The 20,074-nt window shown below is 72.3% G+C and carries 21 protein-coding genes; 18 read left to right on the forward strand and 3 right to left on the reverse strand.

What is annotated here, in order from left to right; all coding sequences use genetic code 11:
• Positions 1 to 248 precede the first annotated feature (248 nt).
• The 3 genes from ABZ876_RS13880 to ABZ876_RS13890 all read left to right on the forward strand — a co-directional run bounded on the left by ABZ876_RS13880 (position 249) and on the right by ABZ876_RS13890 (position 4,697).
• Entirely contained in the window at positions 249 to 1,451 is a 1,203-nt protein-coding gene (locus ABZ876_RS13880) for an EfeM/EfeO family lipoprotein (RefSeq protein WP_361779194.1), read from the forward strand.
• Positions 1,448 to 2,677 carry an iron uptake transporter deferrochelatase/peroxidase subunit gene (gene efeB, locus ABZ876_RS13885; RefSeq protein ID WP_361779197.1) on the forward strand — a complete coding sequence of 410 codons (1,230 nt, stop codon included), beginning with the start codon at positions 1,448 to 1,450 and terminating at the stop codon, positions 2,675 to 2,677. Before ABZ876_RS13880 ends, efeB begins: the two co-directional genes overlap by 4 nt.
• 178 nt (positions 2,678 to 2,855) lie before the next feature.
• The gene (locus ABZ876_RS13890) at positions 2,856 to 4,697 is read left to right on the forward strand and encodes an alkaline phosphatase family protein (protein WP_361779200.1); all 1,842 of its coding nucleotides are present in this window, start codon (positions 2,856 to 2,858) and stop codon (positions 4,695 to 4,697) included.
• Positions 4,698 to 4,756: 59 nt separating this feature from the next.
• Here the strand turns inward: ABZ876_RS13890 and ABZ876_RS13895 are convergent, their stop codons facing one another.
• Positions 4,757 to 5,572 carry an inositol monophosphatase gene (locus ABZ876_RS13895; RefSeq protein ID WP_361779203.1) on the reverse strand — a complete coding sequence of 272 codons (816 nt, stop codon included), beginning with the start codon at positions 5,570 to 5,572 and terminating at the stop codon, positions 4,757 to 4,759.
• A 100-nt stretch (positions 5,573 to 5,672) separates the two neighbouring features.
• On the opposite strand from ABZ876_RS13895, the gene ABZ876_RS13900 reads away from it, so the two are divergent.
• From ABZ876_RS13900 to pqqB, 4 genes are all read left to right on the forward strand, one after another.
• The gene (locus ABZ876_RS13900) at positions 5,673 to 6,647 is read left to right on the forward strand and encodes an AsnC family transcriptional regulator (protein ID WP_361779205.1); all 975 of its coding nucleotides are present in this window, start codon (positions 5,673 to 5,675) and stop codon (positions 6,645 to 6,647) included.
• A 155-nt stretch (positions 6,648 to 6,802) separates the two neighbouring features.
• Positions 6,803 to 7,204 carry an SseB family protein gene (locus tag ABZ876_RS13905; protein ID WP_361779208.1) on the forward strand — a complete coding sequence of 134 codons (402 nt, stop codon included), beginning with the start codon at positions 6,803 to 6,805 and terminating at the stop codon, positions 7,202 to 7,204.
• Between the two features lie 128 nt (positions 7,205 to 7,332).
• A complete protein-coding gene (locus tag ABZ876_RS13910) occupies positions 7,333 to 8,463 on the forward strand; it encodes a hypothetical protein (protein WP_361779211.1) in 1,131 nt (376 codons plus the stop codon).
• A 53-nt stretch (positions 8,464 to 8,516) separates the two neighbouring features.
• Positions 8,517 to 9,407, forward strand: coding sequence for a pyrroloquinoline quinone biosynthesis protein PqqB (gene pqqB, locus ABZ876_RS13915; RefSeq protein WP_361779214.1), 891 nt, complete (start codon positions 8,517 to 8,519; stop codon positions 9,405 to 9,407).
• Between the two features lie 2 nt (positions 9,408 to 9,409).
• Here the strand turns inward: pqqB and ABZ876_RS13920 are convergent, their stop codons facing one another.
• On the reverse strand, positions 9,410 to 9,814 hold the full coding sequence (locus tag ABZ876_RS13920) for a MarR family transcriptional regulator (protein ID WP_361779217.1): 405 nt from the start codon (positions 9,812 to 9,814) through the stop codon (positions 9,410 to 9,412).
• 97 nt (positions 9,815 to 9,911) lie between these two features.
• The gene (locus ABZ876_RS13925; protein WP_361779220.1) at positions 9,912 to 10,262 is read right to left on the reverse strand and encodes a glyoxalase; all 351 of its coding nucleotides are present in this window, start codon (positions 10,260 to 10,262) and stop codon (positions 9,912 to 9,914) included.
• Positions 10,263 to 10,517: 255 nt separating this feature from the next.
• Between ABZ876_RS13925 and ABZ876_RS13930 the strand changes: the two genes are divergently transcribed.
• The 11 genes from ABZ876_RS13930 to ABZ876_RS13980 all read left to right on the forward strand — a co-directional run bounded on the left by ABZ876_RS13930 (position 10,518) and on the right by ABZ876_RS13980 (position 19,945).
• Positions 10,518 to 10,805 carry an ArsR family transcriptional regulator gene (locus ABZ876_RS13930; protein ID WP_361779223.1) on the forward strand — a complete coding sequence of 96 codons (288 nt, stop codon included), beginning with the start codon at positions 10,518 to 10,520 and terminating at the stop codon, positions 10,803 to 10,805.
• 68 nt (positions 10,806 to 10,873) lie between these two features.
• Complete coding sequence (locus ABZ876_RS13935) at positions 10,874 to 11,839, forward strand: SMP-30/gluconolactonase/LRE family protein (RefSeq protein WP_361779226.1); 966 nt, start codon at positions 10,874 to 10,876, stop codon at positions 11,837 to 11,839.
• A 212-nt stretch (positions 11,840 to 12,051) separates the two neighbouring features.
• Positions 12,052 to 12,528 (forward strand): fluoride efflux transporter CrcB, encoded by a 477-nt coding sequence (gene crcB, locus ABZ876_RS13940; RefSeq protein ID WP_361779229.1) that lies wholly within the window; start codon positions 12,052 to 12,054, stop codon positions 12,526 to 12,528.
• Positions 12,529 to 12,562: 34 nt separating this feature from the next.
• Positions 12,563 to 12,955 (forward strand): DUF190 domain-containing protein, encoded by a 393-nt coding sequence (locus ABZ876_RS13945; RefSeq protein WP_361779232.1) that lies wholly within the window; start codon positions 12,563 to 12,565, stop codon positions 12,953 to 12,955.
• Positions 12,952 to 13,329, forward strand: coding sequence for a fluoride efflux transporter CrcB (gene crcB / locus ABZ876_RS13950; RefSeq protein WP_361779235.1), 378 nt, complete (start codon positions 12,952 to 12,954; stop codon positions 13,327 to 13,329). Before ABZ876_RS13945 ends, crcB (ABZ876_RS13950) begins: the two co-directional genes overlap by 4 nt.
• Before the next feature lie 82 nt (positions 13,330 to 13,411).
• Positions 13,412 to 14,245, forward strand: coding sequence for an undecaprenyl-diphosphate phosphatase (locus tag ABZ876_RS13955; RefSeq protein WP_361779238.1), 834 nt, complete (start codon positions 13,412 to 13,414; stop codon positions 14,243 to 14,245).
• A gap of 175 nt (positions 14,246 to 14,420) precedes the next feature.
• The gene (locus tag ABZ876_RS13960) at positions 14,421 to 15,098 is read left to right on the forward strand and encodes a FadR/GntR family transcriptional regulator (protein ID WP_361779928.1); all 678 of its coding nucleotides are present in this window, start codon (positions 14,421 to 14,423) and stop codon (positions 15,096 to 15,098) included.
• The gene (locus ABZ876_RS13965; RefSeq protein WP_361779241.1) at positions 15,095 to 16,537 is read left to right on the forward strand and encodes an amino acid permease; all 1,443 of its coding nucleotides are present in this window, start codon (positions 15,095 to 15,097) and stop codon (positions 16,535 to 16,537) included. The genes ABZ876_RS13960 and ABZ876_RS13965 overlap by 4 nt, the downstream gene beginning before the upstream one ends.
• An 11-nt stretch (positions 16,538 to 16,548) precedes the next feature.
• The gene (locus ABZ876_RS13970) at positions 16,549 to 17,610 is read left to right on the forward strand and encodes an asparaginase (protein WP_361779931.1); all 1,062 of its coding nucleotides are present in this window, start codon (positions 16,549 to 16,551) and stop codon (positions 17,608 to 17,610) included.
• On the forward strand, positions 17,607 to 19,019 hold the full coding sequence (gene aspA / locus ABZ876_RS13975) for an aspartate ammonia-lyase (RefSeq protein ID WP_361779243.1): 1,413 nt from the start codon (positions 17,607 to 17,609) through the stop codon (positions 19,017 to 19,019). Before ABZ876_RS13970 ends, aspA begins: the two co-directional genes overlap by 4 nt.
• 2 nt (positions 19,020 to 19,021) lie before the next feature.
• Positions 19,022 to 19,945 (forward strand): glutaminase, encoded by a 924-nt coding sequence (locus ABZ876_RS13980; protein WP_361779246.1) that lies wholly within the window; start codon positions 19,022 to 19,024, stop codon positions 19,943 to 19,945.
• Positions 19,946 to 20,074 lie beyond the last annotated feature (129 nt).

Here is a 20,074-nt window from a genome sequence, read left to right on the forward strand (position 1 = left end):
AGGACCGGCGCGCGGGGACCCGCCCGCCACGGACACCACGCCGGGCGGGCGCGGACCGGGGCACCGTGCCGGGTGGCTCCGTCCCCTCGGCGAGCGCGCGGTGAACCGCCGGGGAATTCTTGGTGTCCGTCCCCGTCCATGGGCTGTTGGGGCTCCGGGTGCTGCCTAGCATGAGGCGACCGCGCCGGTGCCCCACGGCACCCGGTCGCGTGATCGCGTTCGCACGTCGTCCAGGGAGGCGCTCAGGAATGCCCGTGCCCGGCCTCGGCTCACGGCCGGCCCGACTCCTGGCGGCCGGCGGTGTGCTCCTGGTGCTCGCCCTGGTGACGGCGCTGCTCGTCACCACCCTCGCGCCGGGCCGTCGCACACGGGCCTTTGCCGACGGGCTCCCGCACACCACCGTCGAGGTCTCGCCGGGCGGCTGCGGCCGCGGCTGGAACCGGCCGGTTCCCGGTCTCCAGGTCTTCGAGCTGCACAACACCTCCGGCGGCGCCGCCGAGGTGTACCTCCAGAACACCCGCACCCGTGCCGTCTACGCGGAGTTGGAAGGACTCGGGCCCGGCACCACCCGGCCGCTGACGGTCCGCCTCGGCGCGGGCGCGTACGCCTTCACCTGCCTGCCCGACGACGCGTCCGCCGTCACCGGCCCCACCGTCCGCATCGCCGCGGGAACACCGGGGCCCGCGGCGCCCCCGGTCACCGAACACGATCTGATCCCTCTCGCCATCGACTACCAGAGCTGGGCCGCCCACGGCCTGGACGAGGTCGTCCGGCTCACCGTACGGCTCCGGGACGACGTCGACCGGGGCGACCTCGACGGGGCCCGCAGGGACTGGCTCCCCGCGCATCTCGCCTATGAGCGGCTGGGCGGGGCGTACGACGCCTTCGGTGACGCGGACGGGCGGATCAACGGTACGGACGCGGGGCTGCCGGGCGGGGTCGACGACCCGTCCTTCACCGGGTTCCACCGCATCGAGTACGGGCTCTGGCACGGGCAGTCCGCCGAGCGCCTGCGCGGGCCGGCGGGCGCCCTGGTCACGGCGGCCCGCTCCCTGCGCGCCGACTGGGCGCAGACCCGCATGGACCCGGCGCAGCTGGGTCTTCGGGCGCACGAGATCCTGGAGAACACCGTGCAGTTCGAGCTGACCGGGCGGACCGACTACGGCAGCGGAAGCAATCTCGCCACCGCCCGTGCGGGCCTCGACGGCACCCGCGCCGTGCTGTCCCGGCTGCGCCCCCTGCTGGTCACGCGCGACCCCGGGCTGCCCGCCCTCGAGCGGGAGCTGGACCGCGCCGACCGCACCGTGGACGGCTTCCGCCACGGCGGCCACTGGACCCCCCTCGACCGCCTGGACCGCGCACCGCGCGAACAGCTCGACGCGGTCCTCGGCGACCTGGTCGAGCGGCTCGCCCCGGTGGCGACGCTCTGCGATCCCCGGAGGACGGTATGACCACCCCGCCGCCCCCGAGCGGCGTCGGGCGGCGCGGCTTCCTGCGCGGGGCGGCCCTCGCGGGTGCCGGACTCGCCGCCGGCGGTGCCGCCGCCCCGGCCGGCGCCGACGGCACGGTGGCGCCACCCGTCGCCCCCTTCCACGGCCCGCACCAGCAGTCGGTGCTCGCCGCCACGCGCCGGTTCACCGCGTTCACCGCCTTCGATGTGACCGCCGGCAGCCGCCGGGAACTCGCCGAACTCCTGCGCACCCTCACCGCGCGCGCCCGTTTCCTGACCTCGGGCGGCACGCCCCCGCCCCTCGGCATCACCGGTCCGCCCGCCGACTCCGGCATTCTGGGCGGCCAACTCCCGTCCGGCGCGCTGGCGGTGACCGTCGGCGTCGGCGCCGCGCTCTTCGACGACCGCTTCGGCCTGGCCGCCCGCCGCCCGCTCCGGCTGACGGCGATGCCCGCCTTCCCCGACGACGACCTGAGGTCCGAGTGGTGCCACGGCGACCTCAGCCTCCAAGTGCACGCGGACGACCCCGACACCGTGCTGCACGCCCTGCGGGACATCGCCCGGCACACCCGGGGCGGTATGCAGGTCCGCTGGCGCCTGGACGGGTTCACCAGCCCGCCGCGTCCCTCGGGCACCCCCCGCAACCTGCTGGGTTTCAAGGACGGCACCGCCAACCCCGACCCGGCCGACGCACGCACGATGAACCGCCTGGTGTGGGTGGGGCCGGGCACGGGCGAGCCGGACTGGGCGGTCGGCGGCAGCTACCAGGTCGTACGGCTGATCCGGATGCTCGTGGAGTTCTGGGACCGGGTCTCGCTCACCGAGCAGGAACGGATGTTCGGCCGGGCCCGGGAGACCGGTGCGCCCCTCGACGGGAACGCCGAGCACGACATCCCCGACTACCCGAACGACCCCAAGGGCGACGTCATCCCGCTGGACAGCCACATACGCCTCGCCAACCCGCGCACGGCGGCCACGGCCGACCAGCGGATCCTGCGCCGCGCCTACAACTACGACGCGGGCACGGACCGCAACGGCAACCTCGACATGGGCCTGCTGTTCTGCTGCTACCAGCAGGACCTCGCGCGCCAGTTCGAGCCCGTCCAGCGCCGTCTCGCGGGTGAGCCCCTCGCCGACTACATCTCGCCGTTCGGCGGTGGCTACTTCTTCGCGCTCCCCGGCGTGCGTGACGCGGCCGACTGGTACGGACGCGCCATGCTGAGCTGAACCTGTCCGGACAACCGGCCGGGTCTCCTTGGTCAATACACGGTCAAGGTTTCCTCCGGCTTCTCTGACCCGCTGTTCATGCACACGTCATCACCTCTCCGCCGCGCTGCCGCCCGGCCGGCGCAGCATCCCTGACCGTATGGCGGAACGACATTCGTGCCCCGGAGGGTGAACCACCATGGCCAGCAGAGGAAGTCGAGCATCGATGCGCAGCCTCGGCGCGCTCGCGGGAGCCGCAGCGCTCACGGTCCTCGGTGCGCAGGCGCCCGCCTGGGCCGCCGCGCCCGACCACGGCCGTGCCGCCTCGACGGCCACACCCATCAAGCACGTGGTCGTCCTGTTCGGCGAGAACGTGTCCTTCGACCACTACTTCGCGACCTATCCGAAGGCCGCCAACACCGACGGCACCCGGTTCACGGCGTCCAGGAACACCCCCAAGGACGTCGACGACCTGCGCACCGCCGGGCTGCTGACGAGGAACCCCAACCAGTACGCGCCCAAGCGGCTCACCCCGTCCCAGGCCATGACCTGCGACCAGAACCACGCCTACGGGCCCGAGCAGTACGCGTACAACGGCGGGAAGAACGACCTGTTCGTGCAGAACACCGACTCGGGCAAGTGCTCCGGCACCCTGTTCGGCGAGCCGGGCCTGGTCATGGACTACTACGACGGCAACACCGTCACGGCGCTGTGGAACTACGCCCAGCGCTACGCCCTGAGCGACCGCTCCTTCAGCTCGGTCTACGGCCCCTCGACGCCCGGCGCGCTCAATCTGATCTCGGGTCAGACGCACGGTGTCGTCTCCATGGACCCCGCCTCCGGCACCGAGAACCCCCGCCGCACCGCCGCACCGGACGCGCACACCGTCCAGTCGCCCGACGCCGAGGGTGTCGGCACGGTCGTCAACGACCCCGACCCGGCCTACGACGACTGCTCCGGCAAGGACCACACCAGCAAGAACGCGGTCGCCTCGATGCAGGGCCGCAACGTCGGCGACGTGCTCAACGCCAAGAAGGTCACGTGGGGTTGGTTCCAGGGCGGCTTCCGGCCGTCCACCGCGTGGGACGGCAAGCAGGGCCACTACGCCAAGTGCGACACCACGCACACCAACGTGGGCGGCGCCGCGGTGGTCGACTACAGCCCCCACCACTCGCCGTTCGAGTACTACAAGTCGACGTCCAACCCGCACCACCTGCCGCCCAGGAGCGTCGACGAGATCGGCCACGGCGGCCGGGCGAACCACAACTACGACCTGACCGACTTCGACGCGGCCCTCAAGGCCGGCAAGCTGCCCGCCGTCAGCTTCGTCAAGGCCCCGGAGTACCAGGACGGACACGCCGCCTACTCCGACCCGATCGACGAGCAGCACTTCCTGGTCCGGCAGATCAACGCGATCCAGAAGTCGCCGCAGTGGAAGTCGACCGCCGTCGTGCTCGCCTACGACGACTCCGACGGCTGGTACGACCACGCCTACGCCAAGCCGCGCAACGGCTCCAAGGACACCGCGACCGGGTCCAACGGCAAGGCCACCGACAGCCCCGCCTGCCAGGCCGGTCCCGCGGCCGCCGGCGGTTACGCGGACCGCTGCGGGCCCGGCACCCGTCAGCCGCTGCTCGTGGTCTCCCCGTACAGCAAGGTCAACAAGGTCGACCACACGCTCACCGACCAGTCCTCTGTCATCCGTTTCGTCGAGGACAACTGGCACACCGGCCGGATCGGTGACCACTCGTTCGACGCGACGGCCGGCTCCATCGCGGGCATGTTCGACTTCCGGCACCCCAACAACAAGCAGGTGCTGCTGAACGCCGACGGCTCGGTGAGGTCGGTCGGTCCGATCCGCCCCGTGAAGGCGGTCGCCGCCAGCATCGTCCCGGGACCGGCCATGCAGAACACGGCGGCGGCCACGGACGCCCCGTCGTTCCCGGCCGTCCCGGTGGGCATCGCGGCGGGCGCGCTCGTGGCGGTCGGCGCGACGGGCACCTACCTCAGCCTGCGCCGCAGGGAGCGCCGTAACGCCTGACCCGGCACGGACAGGGCGGGCGGTGGCCCCGGAACGACCGGGGCCACCGCCCGCGGCTCTCACCGGTCACCGGTGACCGGCCCGCACTGCGCCGCCAGCACCTCCACCAGCTGACGGTGCAGCCCCGCCGGTGCCACCAGGAAACTGTCGGCCCCGGCGCCCCAGGGCCGCCCCGCGGCGTCGGTGACCAGGGCGCCCGCCTCACGCGCGACCAGGGCGCCCGGCAGCAGGTTCGCGTCGTCGCGGCCGAACTCCCAGAAGGCGTCCAGGCGTCCGGCCGCCGTGTCGGCGATCTGCCACGACGTGGGACCCAGATTGCGGACGGCGGCCACCCGGGGCAGCACGGCGGCGAGCGACCGCCCGGCCCGGGCGGCGGCCTCCGGCCGGCGGGTGACGAACGGCGGATGGGTGGTGGCCACGACGGCGACGGCCGGATCCGTCTTGGCCGACGGGCCGATCGGCAGCCCGTTGCGGGTGGCGCCGCCGCCGAGGGCGGCGAGATAGGTCTCGCCCAGCAGGGGCGCGTGCAGTGCCGCCGCCACCGGCTCGCCGTCCCGCACCAGCGCCAGGCTCACGCAGAACTGCGGCAGGTCCTGGAGGAACTGCACCGCGCCGTCGATGACGTCGACGATCCACACCTCGCCCTCGGCGGGCAGCGCGGCGCGGTCCTCCCACTCGTCCGCCCAGCCGACGCCGGGCCGCAGCACGTCCAGGTGCCGCCGCATGACGGCGACCGCCGGTGCCTCCAACGCCCCGTAGACGGCGGCGAGTTCGTCGAAGGACGGGACGGGGGTCGGCCGCGGGGCGGCCAGCAGCAGCTCGCCCACCTCCCGAGCGGCGGCGGCCATGGGGGCGAGCAGGTTCCGGTAGGTCATCGTGGGCTCCCGTGCGGGGTTCGGATCGACGGCACGATCCTCCGCGGCCCCGGCCACCAGACCTCCCTCGGAAGCGCACAAGTGAGCGATACTGCCATGTATGGCCCTGGAAACGGCGCATCACGTACTCGACGAGCGCGATCAGCGGCTGGTCGCCGCGCTCCAGTGCGACGGGCGGCTGACCGCCGAGCGGGCGGGCGAGGTCCTCGGCATCAGCCCGCGGACCGTGCACCGGCGCTGGGCGGCCCTGATCGCCGACGGCGCCTGCCGGGTGATCGGGCTGCCCGCCAGGCCGGACTCGGTCGGCGCGCTGTTCCTCCGGATCCGGGTGCTCGGCGACAGGCGGGACGCGCTCACGGCCGCGCTGGCGGCCCGCTCCGACGTCCCGTTCATCGATGTGTCGGCGTCCGGCGACGAGATCCTCGCCATCTCGTGGACGCGCCCCGGCACCCGGGACCACCTGGTGTTCCGTGATCTGCCCGCCACCCGGTCCGTCACCTCGGTGGGCGCGGACACCGTGCTGCACGTGTTCGCCGAGGCGTCCGACTGGCGGCACCGCGTCCTCAGCGACGCCGAGCGCGCGGCGCTGACGCCGGTACGGCGGCCGGAAGCCGGGGCGGGGGCGGCGGACGCCGTCGACCGAGACATCCTCGCCGCACTGGAGGAGGACGCCAGGGCGCCGGCGGCGGCCGTCGCCGCCCGCACAGGCCATCCCGACTCCACGGTCCGGCGCCGTATCGCCCGGCTCTCCAGGACCGGCCGCCTGCTGACGCATGTCGTGGCCGATCCGAAGCGGCTCGGGCTGTTCATCGACGCCAACGTCATGATGCGCGTGGCGCCCGACCGCCTCGACTCGGTGGGGCGCGCGCTCGCGGCCCACCCCGCCGTGCACGGCGCGTTCGCCACCACCGGCGTGTCCAATCTGCACGTCGCGGTCTGGCTGCCCGACCTGGAAGACCTCTACCGGTTCATCACCCGGGACCTCGGCGGCCTGGGAGTCGACGGCACGGAGACCGTGCTCGTCGGCCGCGCCGTCAAGCGCCCGGGGAAGGGACCGGCCGGCCGGGCCGCGTGAGCCCGGGGGCTTCGGGCCGGATCTCCGCCGACCGGGACCCTCCGATTCCGCCGCCGCGGTATGCATGGCCCGGTCCCGGGAGGGTACGTGACGGGAACGCGCTGTCCGGAGCCGTTGGTTCCGGGCGCCCGCCCGCCACTACCTGGGGATCTGCCATGGACACACCCGAGAACACCCACCGCCCGAGCCCGGCGCAGGCGGCGCTGGACATCCTCGCGGTGGACGTAGCCGACACCGAGGCGCTGGACACGCTGGCCGAAAGCGATGTGCTCGTCCCCGTACCGGACGACGCCACGGATGAGGACGCCACCAATCCCAACGCCGTGGCGCTGCCCGTCCTGGAGCAGCCGGACGGCGAGCAGACGGTACCCGTGTTCACGTCCGAGACGGAGATGGCCGACCTGCTGCCCTTCGTCTCGCGTTACCGGCTGGTGCCGCTCGGCGCACTCGCCTCCCAGTGGCCCACCGACGACCTCACGCTCACCATCGACGCCGCCTCGCCGCACGGCCTGACGCTCAACTCAGACGGGATCCGCACGCTGCTGGCCCGGCCGTAGGGCGGCCGCCCGGCCAGGGCCGCGCACAGCGCCTGACCACGCCCGGCCCGGCGGCGGCCCGGGCCCTGTGCGACGCCGCCCGGGATCCGCTCCACGGGGACGCACCGGGCGCGCCTCACAATGGCGCCATGAAGTGGATCTCCGGCGTGGTCGGCGTACTGCTCCTCGGGGCTGTCTTCGCCAGCATCCTGCGCACTCTGGTGGTGCCCCGCGGCCTGTACTCGGCGCTCGCGTCCCGGCTGTGGTGGGTGCTGCGCCGTCTGCTGCGGCTGGGTGCCCTCGGCGGCGGCTACCAGGCCATCGACCGTACGCAGACCTGGCTCGGCCCGCTGATCCTGATGGGCATGCTCGGGACCTGGCTGGGCGGGGCCTTCGTGGGCTACGGGCTGGTGCTGCACGCCCTGTCCACGTTGAATTGGGCCAATTCGTTCCGCGAGGCCGGATCCAGCCTCCTCACGCTGGGCTTCGCCAGCGGCCGGCGGCTGCATCTGTCCGCCGTGGACTTCCTGGCGGCGGCCACCGGGCCCCTGGTCATCGCCCTCCAGATCGCGTACCTGCCCACTCTGTACGCCGCCTACAACCGTCGTGAGGTGGAGGTGACCCTCTTGCAGTCCCGGGCCGGTGAACCCTCCTGGGGCCCGGAGATCCTCGCCCGGCAGTGGCTGGTCCGGACCGAGACCGCGCTGTCCGAGCTCTACCGGGCCTGGGAGCGGCTGGCCTCGGACATCGGTGAGAGCCACTCCACCTACCCGGTGCTGATCTCGTTCCGCTCGCCCCGCCCCCACCGGCACTGGCTGGTCGGGCTGCTCTCCGTGATGGACGCGGCTGCCATGCAGCTCTCGCTGGCCCCGCGGACGGCGCCGCCGGAGGCCCGTCTGGTGCTGCGGGCCGGCTTCACCGCCCTGCGCGACATCGCCCGCTCGCTGCGGTTGCCGTTCGACATCGACCCGGCGCCGAACGCGCCGATCCACCTCACCTTCGCGGAGTTCGAGGCAGCCGTGACCATGGTGGAGGCGGCGGGCTTCCCCGCAGAGCGGACGGCCGGGGAGGCGTGGCCGCACTTCCACGGCTGGCGCGTCAACTACGAGGCGCTCGCCTTCGAGCTGTGCCGCCGTTCCGATGCCGTACCCGCCCTGTGGACCGGCCCGCGCGACTTCACCGCCGCCCCCGTCCCGCCGCGGCGCCCGAGGGACCGGCGGCCCGGTGAGGGCGGCGAGGGCGGCGAAGGTCGGCTGGAACTGCCCCCCAGGGAGGGGTAACCCCGGCCCGTGCGACGGGGAAGATCCCAGGGAGTGGCCCGACAGGGAGGGGAATGGTCGTGAGGGTCGTCCTGCTGGGTACGGCCGCCGGGGGCGGCTTCCCGCAGTGGAACTGCGCGTGCGCGCTCTGCACCGCCGCCCGTGACGGCAAACTGCCCTCCCGCAGTCAGGAGTGCGTCGCCGTCACGGGCAACTCGCGCGACTGGTGGCTGCTGAACGCCTCACCCGACATCCGTACCCAACTGGCGTCCACTGCCCCACTCTGGCCCGGTCCGGGGCCCCGGGACACCCCGGTCAAAGGCGTGCTGCTGACGGACGCGGAGGCCGATCACGCCATGGGCCTGGGTGTGCTGCGCGGTGGCGCGGATCTGAAGGTGTACGCCGGACCGCCGGTCCTGGCCGCACTGGCGCCCCTGCGTGCGGCGCTCGGCCGCTACACCGGGTGGGAGTGGGCGGACGCCCTGACCGACGGCGGCTTCGTCCTGGCGGGCGGACTCGTCGTCACCGCGCACGCGGTGGGCACCAAGGCGCCCCGGTATGTCGCGGGTGCCGCCGGGGACGAGCCCTGGGTGCTCGCGTACCGCATCGAGGACCTGGCCACCGGGGGAGTCCTGCTGTACGCGCCGTGCGTGGGCGCCTGGTCGCCGGTGCTGGACGAGCTGCTGGCGACGGCGGACTGCGCACTGCTGGACGGCATGTTCTACGCCGCCGACGAGGTGGGCGGCGCGGTGCGCGGCGAGGCGGTTCAGGCGGCCGTGGGGCACCTGCCGGTGACGGGCGCGCAGGGCAGTCTGCCGCATCTCGCCCGCCACTCCGGCCCCCGGCGGATCTACACCCACCTCAACGACACCAATCCGCTGCTCGACCCGGCGTCGGCCGCCCGGCGCCGGGTGACCGAGGCAGGGGTGGAAGTCCTCGAGGACGGCGCCGAGTTGGTCGTCTGACGTCAGTCCGAGGGCGAGTCGGGATTCAGCGTGCGGGCCAGCGCCTGGCGTTGCAGCGGCAGCACCTCGGCGTGCAGCGCGCGGCCCTTCCCGGTCAGTGCGACCCAGACCCCGCGCCGGTCCTCCTCGCACACGGAGCGCACCACCAGGCCCTCCTTCTCCAGCCGTCCGATCAGCCGGGACAGGGCGCTCTGGCTGAGATGGACGCGGCCGGCGAGGTTCTGCACCCGGCACAGGTCGCCGTGCGCGGCGGTTTCGGCGGCCAGGATGTCGAGCACCTCGAAGTCGCTGGCGCCGAGCCCGTGCGGGTGCAGTACCCGGTCGATCTCGCAGAGGGTGCGGGCGTGCACGGACAGGATGTCCCGCCACTGTTCCTCGAGCCGGGCACCGGCCGTTTTCGCTGCCATACCCGCACGGTAACAGAGAACGGCCCTGTTATTTACTGTGCAACTAGTGTGCCTGCAAGGAACGTGGGCCGCGGCGGGGCGGCCCGAGGCGACCGGCTCAGGCGACCGGATCCTGGACCAGCCCCACGAGGTTGCCCTCCGCATCCTTCACCGAGGCGATCAGCTTGCCGCCGCCGACGTCCTGGACGTCCTGGAGCAGCTCGGCCCCGGCCTCCAGCAGGGCGGCGAGACGGGTGCGGATGCCCGCCACATGCCAGTAGGGCACCGGGCCGGTCATCCCCTTGGCATGGCCGTTCGGGTCGAGGCCGATCTCCTGCCCGGCGGCCCTGAAGCCGACGTAGTACGGCTCGTCCGCGTAGGGCTCCACCTCCAGCAGGGCGCTGAACACGGCCTTCGCCCGGGCGAGGTCCTTGACGGGGTAGATGATCGTCTTGACGCCGGTGGTCATGGCGTACTCCTCCGAGATACGGGATGCGTGGACCGACGCGGTCCGTCGGTGGTTTCACGCTAAGGCGGGCAAGCGCCCGAGGGCTTCTCCAAAACTGACCGGTCGGGCCCGTGGACCGGGAAACGGATGGGGCCCGGCCTGTGTGCCCGCACGCGTGAGGCAGCCCCGGGCCTTGCACTTCGGCCCGTTCGTACCTCGGCCCGGCCCCCACCGGCACGTCACAGTGGTCCGGAGGGCGGGCACAGAGGGGGCGAGATGCTGAAGACACCCGTGAGCGAGCGACGGATGCGGATCCTGGAGTGGCTTAAGGACCCGGTCGCGCACTTCCCGCCGCGGCGGCACGGCGACCTCGTCGAGGACGGCGTCACGGTGGCCGCCGTCGCCGAGAAGCTCGCCGTGCCCCGGTTCGTCGCCGCCACCGATCTGCGGATCCTCGCCACCATCGGCCTGCTGCGCACCAGGAGGATCCGGCGGCGGACCTACTACCGCCGGGACGACCTCCGGATCGCCGAGGTTGCGCGCCTGTTCGAGAAGGGGTGGTAGACGAGGTGCCGGGCGGGTACCTACCTGCGAGGACGGGCTGCTCGCAAGACGGCGAAGGACGGGCGCACATGGACCCTCGCACCACTCTCGTCGCACACCGGTACGTCGCGATCGGGGGCCGGGGGCCGGAGGACGTGGTCGCCGACGCGTGCGGGCGGGTGCTGACCGGTGTGGAGGACGGGCGGATCCTGCGCCTCGACGGACTCGCCGACCCGGCGCGCACCCGCGTCGAGGTGCTCGCCGAGACCGGCGGCCGGCCCCTCGGACTCGAACTTCTGCCGGACGGCGGCCTGTTGGTGTGCGATGCCCGTCGTGGACTGCTGCGCGTGGCGCCCGACGACGGCACCGTGCGCGTCCTCGCCGACTCGGTGGCGGGGGAGCCGCTGCGGTTCTGCAGCAATGTGGTCGCCCTGTCCGACGGCACGGTCTTCTTCACCGTCTCCAGCCGCCGCCATCCCCTGGAACACTGGATCGGCGATGTGGTCGAGCACTCCGGAACGGGACGGCTGCTGCGCCTCGCCCCCGGCTCCGACCGTCCGGAGGTGCTGGTGGAGGGCTTGCAGTTCGCCAACGGCCTCGCTTGCGGCAAGGACGGGTCCTTCCTGGTCGTGGCCGAGACCGCCGCCCGCCGGCTGAGCCGCTACTGGCTGGCCGGACCGCGCGCCGGCCGCTGCGAGCCCTTCGTCGAGGATCTGCCGGGCATGCCCGACAACCTGTGGCGCGCAGGGGCCGACGGGCCGCTCTGGGTGGCCCTCGCCGGACCCCGCGTCCCCGCCCTGGACCTGCTGCACCGTGCCGCTCCGGATGTGCGCCGTGCCGCCGCCCGGCTCGCGGTGCGCGCCCCGTACCGCCCCGCCGCCATGGCCGGCGCGCTCGCGGTCGACGACGAGGGCCGCATCCGTCACCGTCTTGTCCGCCGCCGTTCCGGCTTCCGGATGACCACCAGCGTGTGTGTCGCCGGGGGACGGCTGGTGCTCGGCAGCCTCTGGGAACGGGGCGTCGCGGTGTGCGAGCTGCCGCCCGACGCCGGCTGACCGGGTCGCGGCCCGGTGCGCCCGGTGCCCCGCCCGACTGGGTGCGGGCCCGTCGCGCACCGGGTTACCCTGTTCCCCGGCCGCGGTCACGTCCGCGGCGCGGTGGTGGGGCCCGCCGTACCCGAACCGCGGCAGTGCCGCCGCCAACGGTCCCTACTTGCGATCGAGCGTGCCCGTTCGGCAGGGCCCCGGCGAGTAGGAGACGCACGTCCATGAGAGTCCCGCACCCCAAGAGCGCCGACCGGGCCGGTGGCACCGTGCCCCGCCCCGCGCGGGGGCCGTCGCTCCACCGCCGGCAGGGGCCCGTGGTCGCGGTCGTCGCCCTCGGCGGCGGCGTCGGCGCCACGGCCCGCTACGCGGCGTCACTGCTCTGGCCCGCGCGGACCGGCGGATTCCCCTGGACCACCTTCGCGGTCAACATCGTCGGATGTGCCGTGATCGGCGTGTTCATGGTCGTGATCACCGATGTGTGGGCCGCACACCGGCTGGTGCGGCCCTTCTTCGGCACCGGCGTGCTGGGCGGTTTCACCACCTTCTCGACCTACGCCGTCGAGATCCAGAAACTGGTCGACGCGGGAGAGCCACGCATCGCGTTCGCCTACCTGGCCGCGACCCCGGCCGGGGCCCTGACGGCGGTATGGCTCGCGATGACGGCCGCGCGCAGGCTCCTGGCGTGGCGGCAAGGGTGAACGAACCACGAGACGACGCCCCGCGGAGGCGGCGATGACACGACTGACCGGCAGGGCCCTGCGGCTGACCGTCTTCATCGGCGAGCACGACCGCTGGCACCACAAGCCCCTCTACACCGAGATCGTGCACCGCGCGCACGCCGCCGGCCTGGCCGGCGCCAGTGTCTTCCGCGGCATCGAGGGCTTCGGCGCGTCCTCCCTCATCCACACCTCGCGGCTGCTGTCACTGAGCGAGGACCTGCCGGTGGCCGTGGTCGTCGTCGACACGGAGGAGCGCGTCCGCGCCTTTCTTCCGCAGCTCGACGAACTCGTCACCGAGGGGCTGGTGACCCTCGACGACTGCGAGGTGATGAGGTACGCGGGGCGCGGGGAAGCCCCGGCCACGGCAGAGGGAACAGTGGACGGGGAAGGTGAGAAGTCATTGTGAATTGGCTGCTGGTGATCATCGGCGCCATGGTCGGAGCACCCCTGCGCTATCTGACCGACCGGGCGGTGCAGCTCAGACATGACACCGTCTTCCCGTGGGGCACCCTGGCCGTGAACGTCGGGGGATGCCTGATCCTCGGCCTGTTGACCGGGGCCGCAGCGTCCGGTCACGCCTCGCCCCATGTGCAGCTCCTGGTCGGCACGGGCCTGTGCGGCGCGCTGTCCACCTACTCGACCTTCTCGTACGAGACCCTGCGGCTCACCGAGACCGGCGCGGGGTTCTACGCTGCCGCCAATGTCGTCGCGAGCGTGACGGCGGGCCTCGGGGCGGCCTTCGCGGGGGTCTCGGTCGCCGGGGCGGTGTGGCCCGGGTAGGCGGACGTCACCCGCGCGTAGTACAACTTCCAGAGCACCACCGTCTACAGCACTGTCGACCAACTTCTCAGAACTGGATCCCATGAGCGTCATCAACGTCGGTCAGGCCGTCGTCCTCGGAGTCGTCGAGGGGGTGACCGAATTCCTCCCCGTGTCCTCGACCGGGCATCTCAAGATCACTGAGGGCCTCATGGGGATTCCCGTCGACGACCAGGCCGTCGTCGGCTTCTCGGCCGTCATCCAGGTCGGCGCGATCGCGGCCGTGCTCCTGTACTTCTTCAAGGACATCGTGCGGATCGTCTCCGCCTGGTTCCGGGGTCTGTTCGACAAGCGCGAGCGGTACCACCACGACTACAAGTTCGCGTGGTGGGTGATCGCCGCGACGGTGCCGATCGTCGTGGTGGGCCTTGCCGCCAAACCGCTGATCGACGGCCCGCTCGCCTCCCTGTGGGTGGTCGCGGCCTCGCTGATCATCGGTTCCGGCGTGATGTGGGTGGCCGACCAGATGGGCCGGCACAAGCGGGGTGAGGACGACACCTCGTTCAAGGACGCGATGCTGGTCGGCAGCTCGCAGATCCTCGCCCTGCTCTTCCCCGGCTTCTCCCGCTCCGGCGCCACGATGTCCACCGCCCTCATCCTCGACCTGGACCGGGTCGCCGCCACCCGTCTGTCCTTCTTCCTCGGCATCCCGGCCCTCACCGGCGCCGGAATCTACGAGCTGAAGGACGCCCTGGGCACCGGGGTGGGCGCCGCCCCGCTCGCCGTCGGCACCATCGTCTCGTTCGTGGTCGCCTACGCGTCCATCGCCTGGCTGCTGAAGTTCGTCGCCAAGCACTCCTTCAACGCGTTCGTGATCTACCGGATCGTCGTCGGTGTGATTCTGCTGGGCCTGCTCTCGGCCGGTGTACTGAGCTGATCAACGCCCGTCGTCGCTGATCACCCGGGGGCGGGTAGCCGGTATTCAGGCTTCCCGCCCTCTGTAAGTTTCCTTACCGTCACCCCTTGACAGTCCCGATCGTTACGCGGAAGATCGCCCCGTGAACCTGTCAGACAGCCAGACAGGTGGTCGGGCCCCGCGGCGCGTCAGCGCGATGGAAGCGGTGCTCCTCCACCTCCGCGGCGCCATCGAGCGCGGCGAGTACGCGATCGGTGACAAGCTCCCCTCCGAGGCGGAGCTGTGCCGCACCCTCGAGGTCAGCCGCCCCGTCCTGCGCGAGGCCCTGCGGGCCCTTCAGACCCTGGGGCTGACCGTCTCGAGGACCGGCAAGGGCACCTTCGTCGTCGCGAGCGCCGTCGAGGACCCGACCTTCGGCGACTACGCGGCCAGCGATCTGCTGGAGGTGCGCCGCCATATCGAGATCCCGGTCGCCGGGTACGCGGCGGTGCGCCGCACCCCGGAGGACCTCGACCACCTGGCCCACCTCCTGGACCGGATGGAGCGGGAGACGGACACCACCGCGTGGGTCGCGATGGACACCCTCTTCCATCTCGCGGTGGCCGAGGCCGCCCAGAACCCGGTCTTCCGCCGGGTGATCGAGGAGATCCGCGACGCACTGGCGCGTCAGTCGGCCTTCCTCAACGAGCTGGGCGGCCGGCGTGAGCAGTCCAACCGCGAGCACCGGGCGATCGTGGAGGCGCTGACCGACGGTTCCGAGCACGACGCCGTGGAGGCCATGGCCCACCACCTCGACCGCGTCGAGACGACCCTCACCGACATCCTGCGCCCCGGGCGCACGGATCCCCCCACGGAAGGCGTACCAGAGGCGTGAGCGAGCAGCACCTCAAAGAAGAGACACGCCCGTCGTCCGGTCATGTCGACGCCGGTGACGCGGGCTACAGCAAGTCCCTGAAGTCCCGGCACGTCAACATGATCGCCATCGGCGGCGCCATCGGCACCGGCCTGTTCCTCGGCGCCGGCGGCCGCCTCGCCGACGCCGGTCCCTCCCTCTTCGTCGCCTACGCGGTCTGCGGCGTCTTCGCCTTCCTCGTCGTGCGGGCGCTGGGCGAGCTGGTCCTGTACCGCCCCTCCTCCGGTGCGTTCGTGTCGTACGCCCGCGAGTTCCTCGGCGAGAAGGGCGCCTACACCGCGGGCTGGATGTACTTCCTCAACTGGGCCACCACCGGCATCGCCGACATCACCGCGGTGGCCACCTACACCCACTACTGGGGCATGTTCTCGGACATCCCGCAGTGGGTGATCGCACTGGTCGCCCTGGCCGCGGTCCTCACCGTGAACCTCATCTCGGTGAAGATCTTCGGCGAACTGGAGTTCTGGTTCGCCATCGTCAAGGTCGGTGCCCTCGTGGTGTTCATGACGATCGCCGTCTACCTCCTGATGACACGGCACCCGGTGGACGGCCACACCCCCGGTCCGTCCCTGATCACCGACCACGGCGGCGTCTTCCCCCACGGCGTGCTGCCGATGCTGCTGATCATCCAGGGCGTCGTCTTCGCCTACGCCTCCGTCGAACTGGTCGGCGTCGCCGCCGGTGAGACCGAGAACCCCGAGAAGATCATGCCGAAGGCGATCAACTCGATCATGTGGCGCGTCGGCCTCTTCTACGTCGGCTCGGTCGTCCTGCTGTCGATGCTGCTGCCCTGGAACAAGTACTCGGCCGGCCAGAGCCCCTTCGTGACGGTCCTGTCCCACATCGGCATCCCCGCGGCCGGCGGGGTCATGAACCTCGTCGTCCTCACCGCGGCCATGTCCTCCCTCAACTCCGGCCTGTACTCGACCGGCCGCATCCTGCGCTCCATGGCGATGTCCGGGTCCGCGCCCAAGTTCACCACGGTCATGAGCCGCAGCCAGGTCCCGTACGGCGGCATCCTGCTCACCGGCGGCATCTGCGTCCTCGGTGTGGGCCTCAACTTCGTGGTCCCGGCCGACGCGTTCGAAATCGTGCTGAACTTCGCGGCGATCGGCATCCTGTCCACCTGGGGCATGATCATGGTCTGCCACCTGCTCTTCTGGCGGAAGACGCGGAACGGCGAGCTGTCCCGGCCGAGTTACCGCCTGCCCGGCTCCCCGTGGACCGAGATCGTCACGCTCGGCTTCCTCGCCTCCGTTTTCGTCCTGATGTACGCCGACGGCGGCGCCGGCCGCACCACCGTGCTGTGCCTGCCGCCGATCGCGGCGGCCCTGGTGGCCGGCTGGTACGCCGTACGCGGCCGGGTCGCCCGTAGCAAGTCACCCAAGGTGAATCCGTGAACCACGCAGTCCTGTACGGAAGTCCGGTGGCCGAGGCTCCTGTGATCCGGGAGCCCCTGCACGCACCGGTCGCCCATGTCGTCCGCGGTGGCGTCATCGAGGGCATCCACTACGGCTCGGTCGTCGTCCTCGGCGCCGACGGGGCCCCGGAGCTCCAACTCGGCGACACCGAGGCCGCCTTCTACCCGCGCTCGGCGCTCAAGCCGGTGCAGGCGGTGGCGATGGTGCGGGCCGGGCTGCCGCTCGACGGGGAGCTGCTGTCGCTGACCGCGGCCAGTCACTCCGGCGAGGAACGGCACCTGGCCGGCGCCCGGCGCATCCTGGAGCTGGCCGGCGCGACCGAGGGCGACCTCGGCAACGTCCCCGACCTGCCGTACGACCCGGTCGTGCGCGACGCCTGGGTGCGCGAGGGACGGCTGCCGTCCCGGCTCGCGCAGAACTGCTCCGGCAAGCACGCGGCCATGCTCTACACCTGCAAGCTCAACGGCTGGCCGCTCGACGGGTACCTCGACCCGGGGCACCCCCTCCAGCAGGCCGTCGCCGAGATCGTCGAGGACCTCACCGGCCAGGCGATCGCCCGGGTGACCGTGGACGGCTGCGGCGCCCCGCTGTTCTCCGTCTCGCTGCACGGGCTCGCGCGCGCCGCGGCCCGGATCACCACCGCGCCGGCCGGCACCCCCGAGGCGCGGGTGGCCGACGCGATGCGTGAGCACGCGGAGATGGCCTCCGGCTCCGGGCGCGACGTCGCCGCGCTGATGCGCGCCGTGCCCGGGCTGCTGGCCAAGGACGGCTTCGAGGGTGTCCAGGTCGCCGCCCTGCCGGACGGCCGGGCCGTCGCCGTGAAGATCGCCGACGGGGCGAACCGGGCGCGGATCCCGGTCGCCGCGGCAGCTCTCGCCCGGGCCGGGGTCGACCCGGCCGCGTTCGCCGAGTTCGCGGGCGAACCCCTGCTCGGCGGTGGCCGGCCGGTCGGCAGCGTCCGCCCGGTCCGCGCCCTCGACACGCTCCCGCCCGGCGACCACGCCCGGCCCCCGCACCACACCACCTCCGGAAGAGGACCCGCACAGCCATGACCGCCGCAGCCCACCGCAGCGAGCACGATCTGCTCGGCCACCGCGACGTACCCGCCGAGGCGTACTGGGGCATCCACTCCCTGCGCGCCACGGAGAACTTCCCCATCACGGGAACACCGATCTCCGCCTACCCGCACCTGATCGAGGCCCTCGCCGCCGTCAAGGAGGCCGCCGCCCTCGCGAATGAGGAACTCGGTCTGCTGGAGCCGGGGAAGGCCGCCGCCATCGTGGAGGCGTGCCGGGAGATCCGGGACGGCAAACTGCACGACCAGTTCGTCGTCGACGTCATCCAGGGCGGCGCCGGCACCTCGACCAACATGAACGCCAACGAGGTCGTCGCCAACCGCGCGCTGGAGCTGCTCGGCCACGTCAAGGGCGAGTACCGGTACCTGCACCCCAACGAGGACGTCAACCTCGGCCAGTCCACCAACGACGTCTACCCGACCGCCGTCAAGATCGCCACGGTTTTCGCCGTACGCGGTCTGCTGAAGGCCATGGCCGTGCTCCAGGACGCCTTCGCGCGCAAGGCCGTCGAGTTCCGCGACGTGCTGAAGATGGGCCGCACCCAGCTCCAGGACGCGGTGCCGATGACGCTGGGGCAGGAGTTCTCGGCGTACGCCGTCATGCTCGACGAGGACCGCAGCAGGCTTGCCGAGGCCGTCGAGCTGATCCACGAGATCAACCTCGGCGCCACGGCCATCGGCACCGGCCTCAACGCCCCCGCCGGATACGCCGAGTCGGCCCGCCGCCACCTCGCCGGGATCACCGGCCTTCCGCTGGTGACGGCCGCCAACCTGGTGGAGGCCACTCAGGACTGCGGGGCCTTCGTGCAGGTGTCCGGTGTGCTCAAGCGGATCGCCGTCAAGCTCTCCAAGAGCTGCAACGATCTGCGCCTTCTGTCCTCCGGACCGCGCGCGGGCCTGAACGAGATCAACCTGCCGCCGGTGCAGGCCGGTTCGAGCATCATGCCGGGCAAGGTCAACCCGGTGATCCCCGAAGTCGTCAACCAGGTCGCCTTCGAGGTGATCGGCAACGACGTCACCATCACCATGGCCGCCGAGGCCGGACAGCTTCAGCTGAACGCCTTCGAGCCGATCATCCTGCACTCCCTCTCCGAGAGCGTCACGCACCTGGAGCGCGCCTGCCTGACCCTGGCCGAACGGTGTGTCGCCGGGATCACGGCCAACGAGGCGGAGCTGCGGGCCGCGGTGGAGAACTCCATCGGCCTGGTCACCGCCCTCAACCCGTACATCGGGTACGAGGCGGCCACCGATATCGCCAAGGAGGCACTCGCCGGCGGACGGGGTGTCGCCGAACTCGTCCTCGAGAAAGGCCTGCTCCCGGCCGAGCGGCTGCAGGCCCTGCTGCGGCCCGAGGTCCTCGCGGGCAGCGGCTCGCCGAAGGACTGACCATGGCCCCCTCGCCGACCTTCCAGCCCGTGCTGGAGCGCATCGCAGAAGAGATGGAGCGGCAGCCCGGGCGCGGAAGGACCGCCGACTACATCCCCGCGCTCGCCGCCTACGACCCCAACCGCTTCGGCATGGCGATCGCCGAGCCGGACGGCACGGTCTACGGAGTGGGGGAGTGGCGGCAGCCGTTCTCCGCGCAGTCCGTCACCAAGGTCTTCACCCTCGCCCTGCAACTGGCCCGCGAGGGCGACGAGCTGTGGGAGCACGTGGGCCGGGAGCCCTCCGGCAACCCGTTCAACTCCCTGGTCCAGCTGGAGTACGAGAACGGCATCCCGCGCAATCCCTTCATCAACGCGGGCGCCCTCGTCGTCACCGACCGGCTGCACACCCGTACCGGCGACGCGGCCGGCACCCTGCTCGACTTCCTGCGGGCGGAGAGCGGCAACCCGGAGCTGACCTTCGACCAGGCGGTCGCCGCCTCCGAGACCGCGCACGGTGACCGCAACGCCGCCCTCGCCCATTTCATGGCGTCCTACGGCAACATCGACAACCCGGTGCCGGTCCTCCTCGGCCAGTACTTCCAGCAGTGCTCCATCGAGGCGTCCTGCGCGGACCTCGCCCTCGCCACCGGCTTCCTGGCCCGGCACGGTGTCCGCGCCGACGGCACCCGGCTGCTCACCCGCAGCCAGGCCAAGCAGGTCAACGCGGTGATGCTGACCTGCGGCACCTACGACGCGGCGGGCGAGTTCGCCTACCGGGTCGGCCTGCCCGGCAAGAGCGGCGTCGGCGGCGGGATCATCGCGGTCGTGCCCGGCCGCTGCACGCTGTGCGTGTGGAGCCCGGGCCTGGACGAGCGCGGAAACTCGGTGGCAGGGGTGGCGGCACTGGACCGGTTCACCACACTCACCGGACTGTCCGTGTTCTGAGCGTGCCGTCCATATCCCGGACCGCGCGCGGTGTCCTCCGGCTCCCTCGTCTCCCGTAGCGCCCCGGTCCACGGTGGCACCGGTTACACGCCGGTCACACGCGAGTCGCCGCCACGAGGGGCGGGCGTC

Source organism: Streptomyces sp. NPDC046931 (genome assembly GCF_040644655.1).
In the GTDB taxonomy this organism is placed as follows: Bacteria; Actinomycetota; Actinomycetes; order Streptomycetales; family Streptomycetaceae; genus Streptomyces.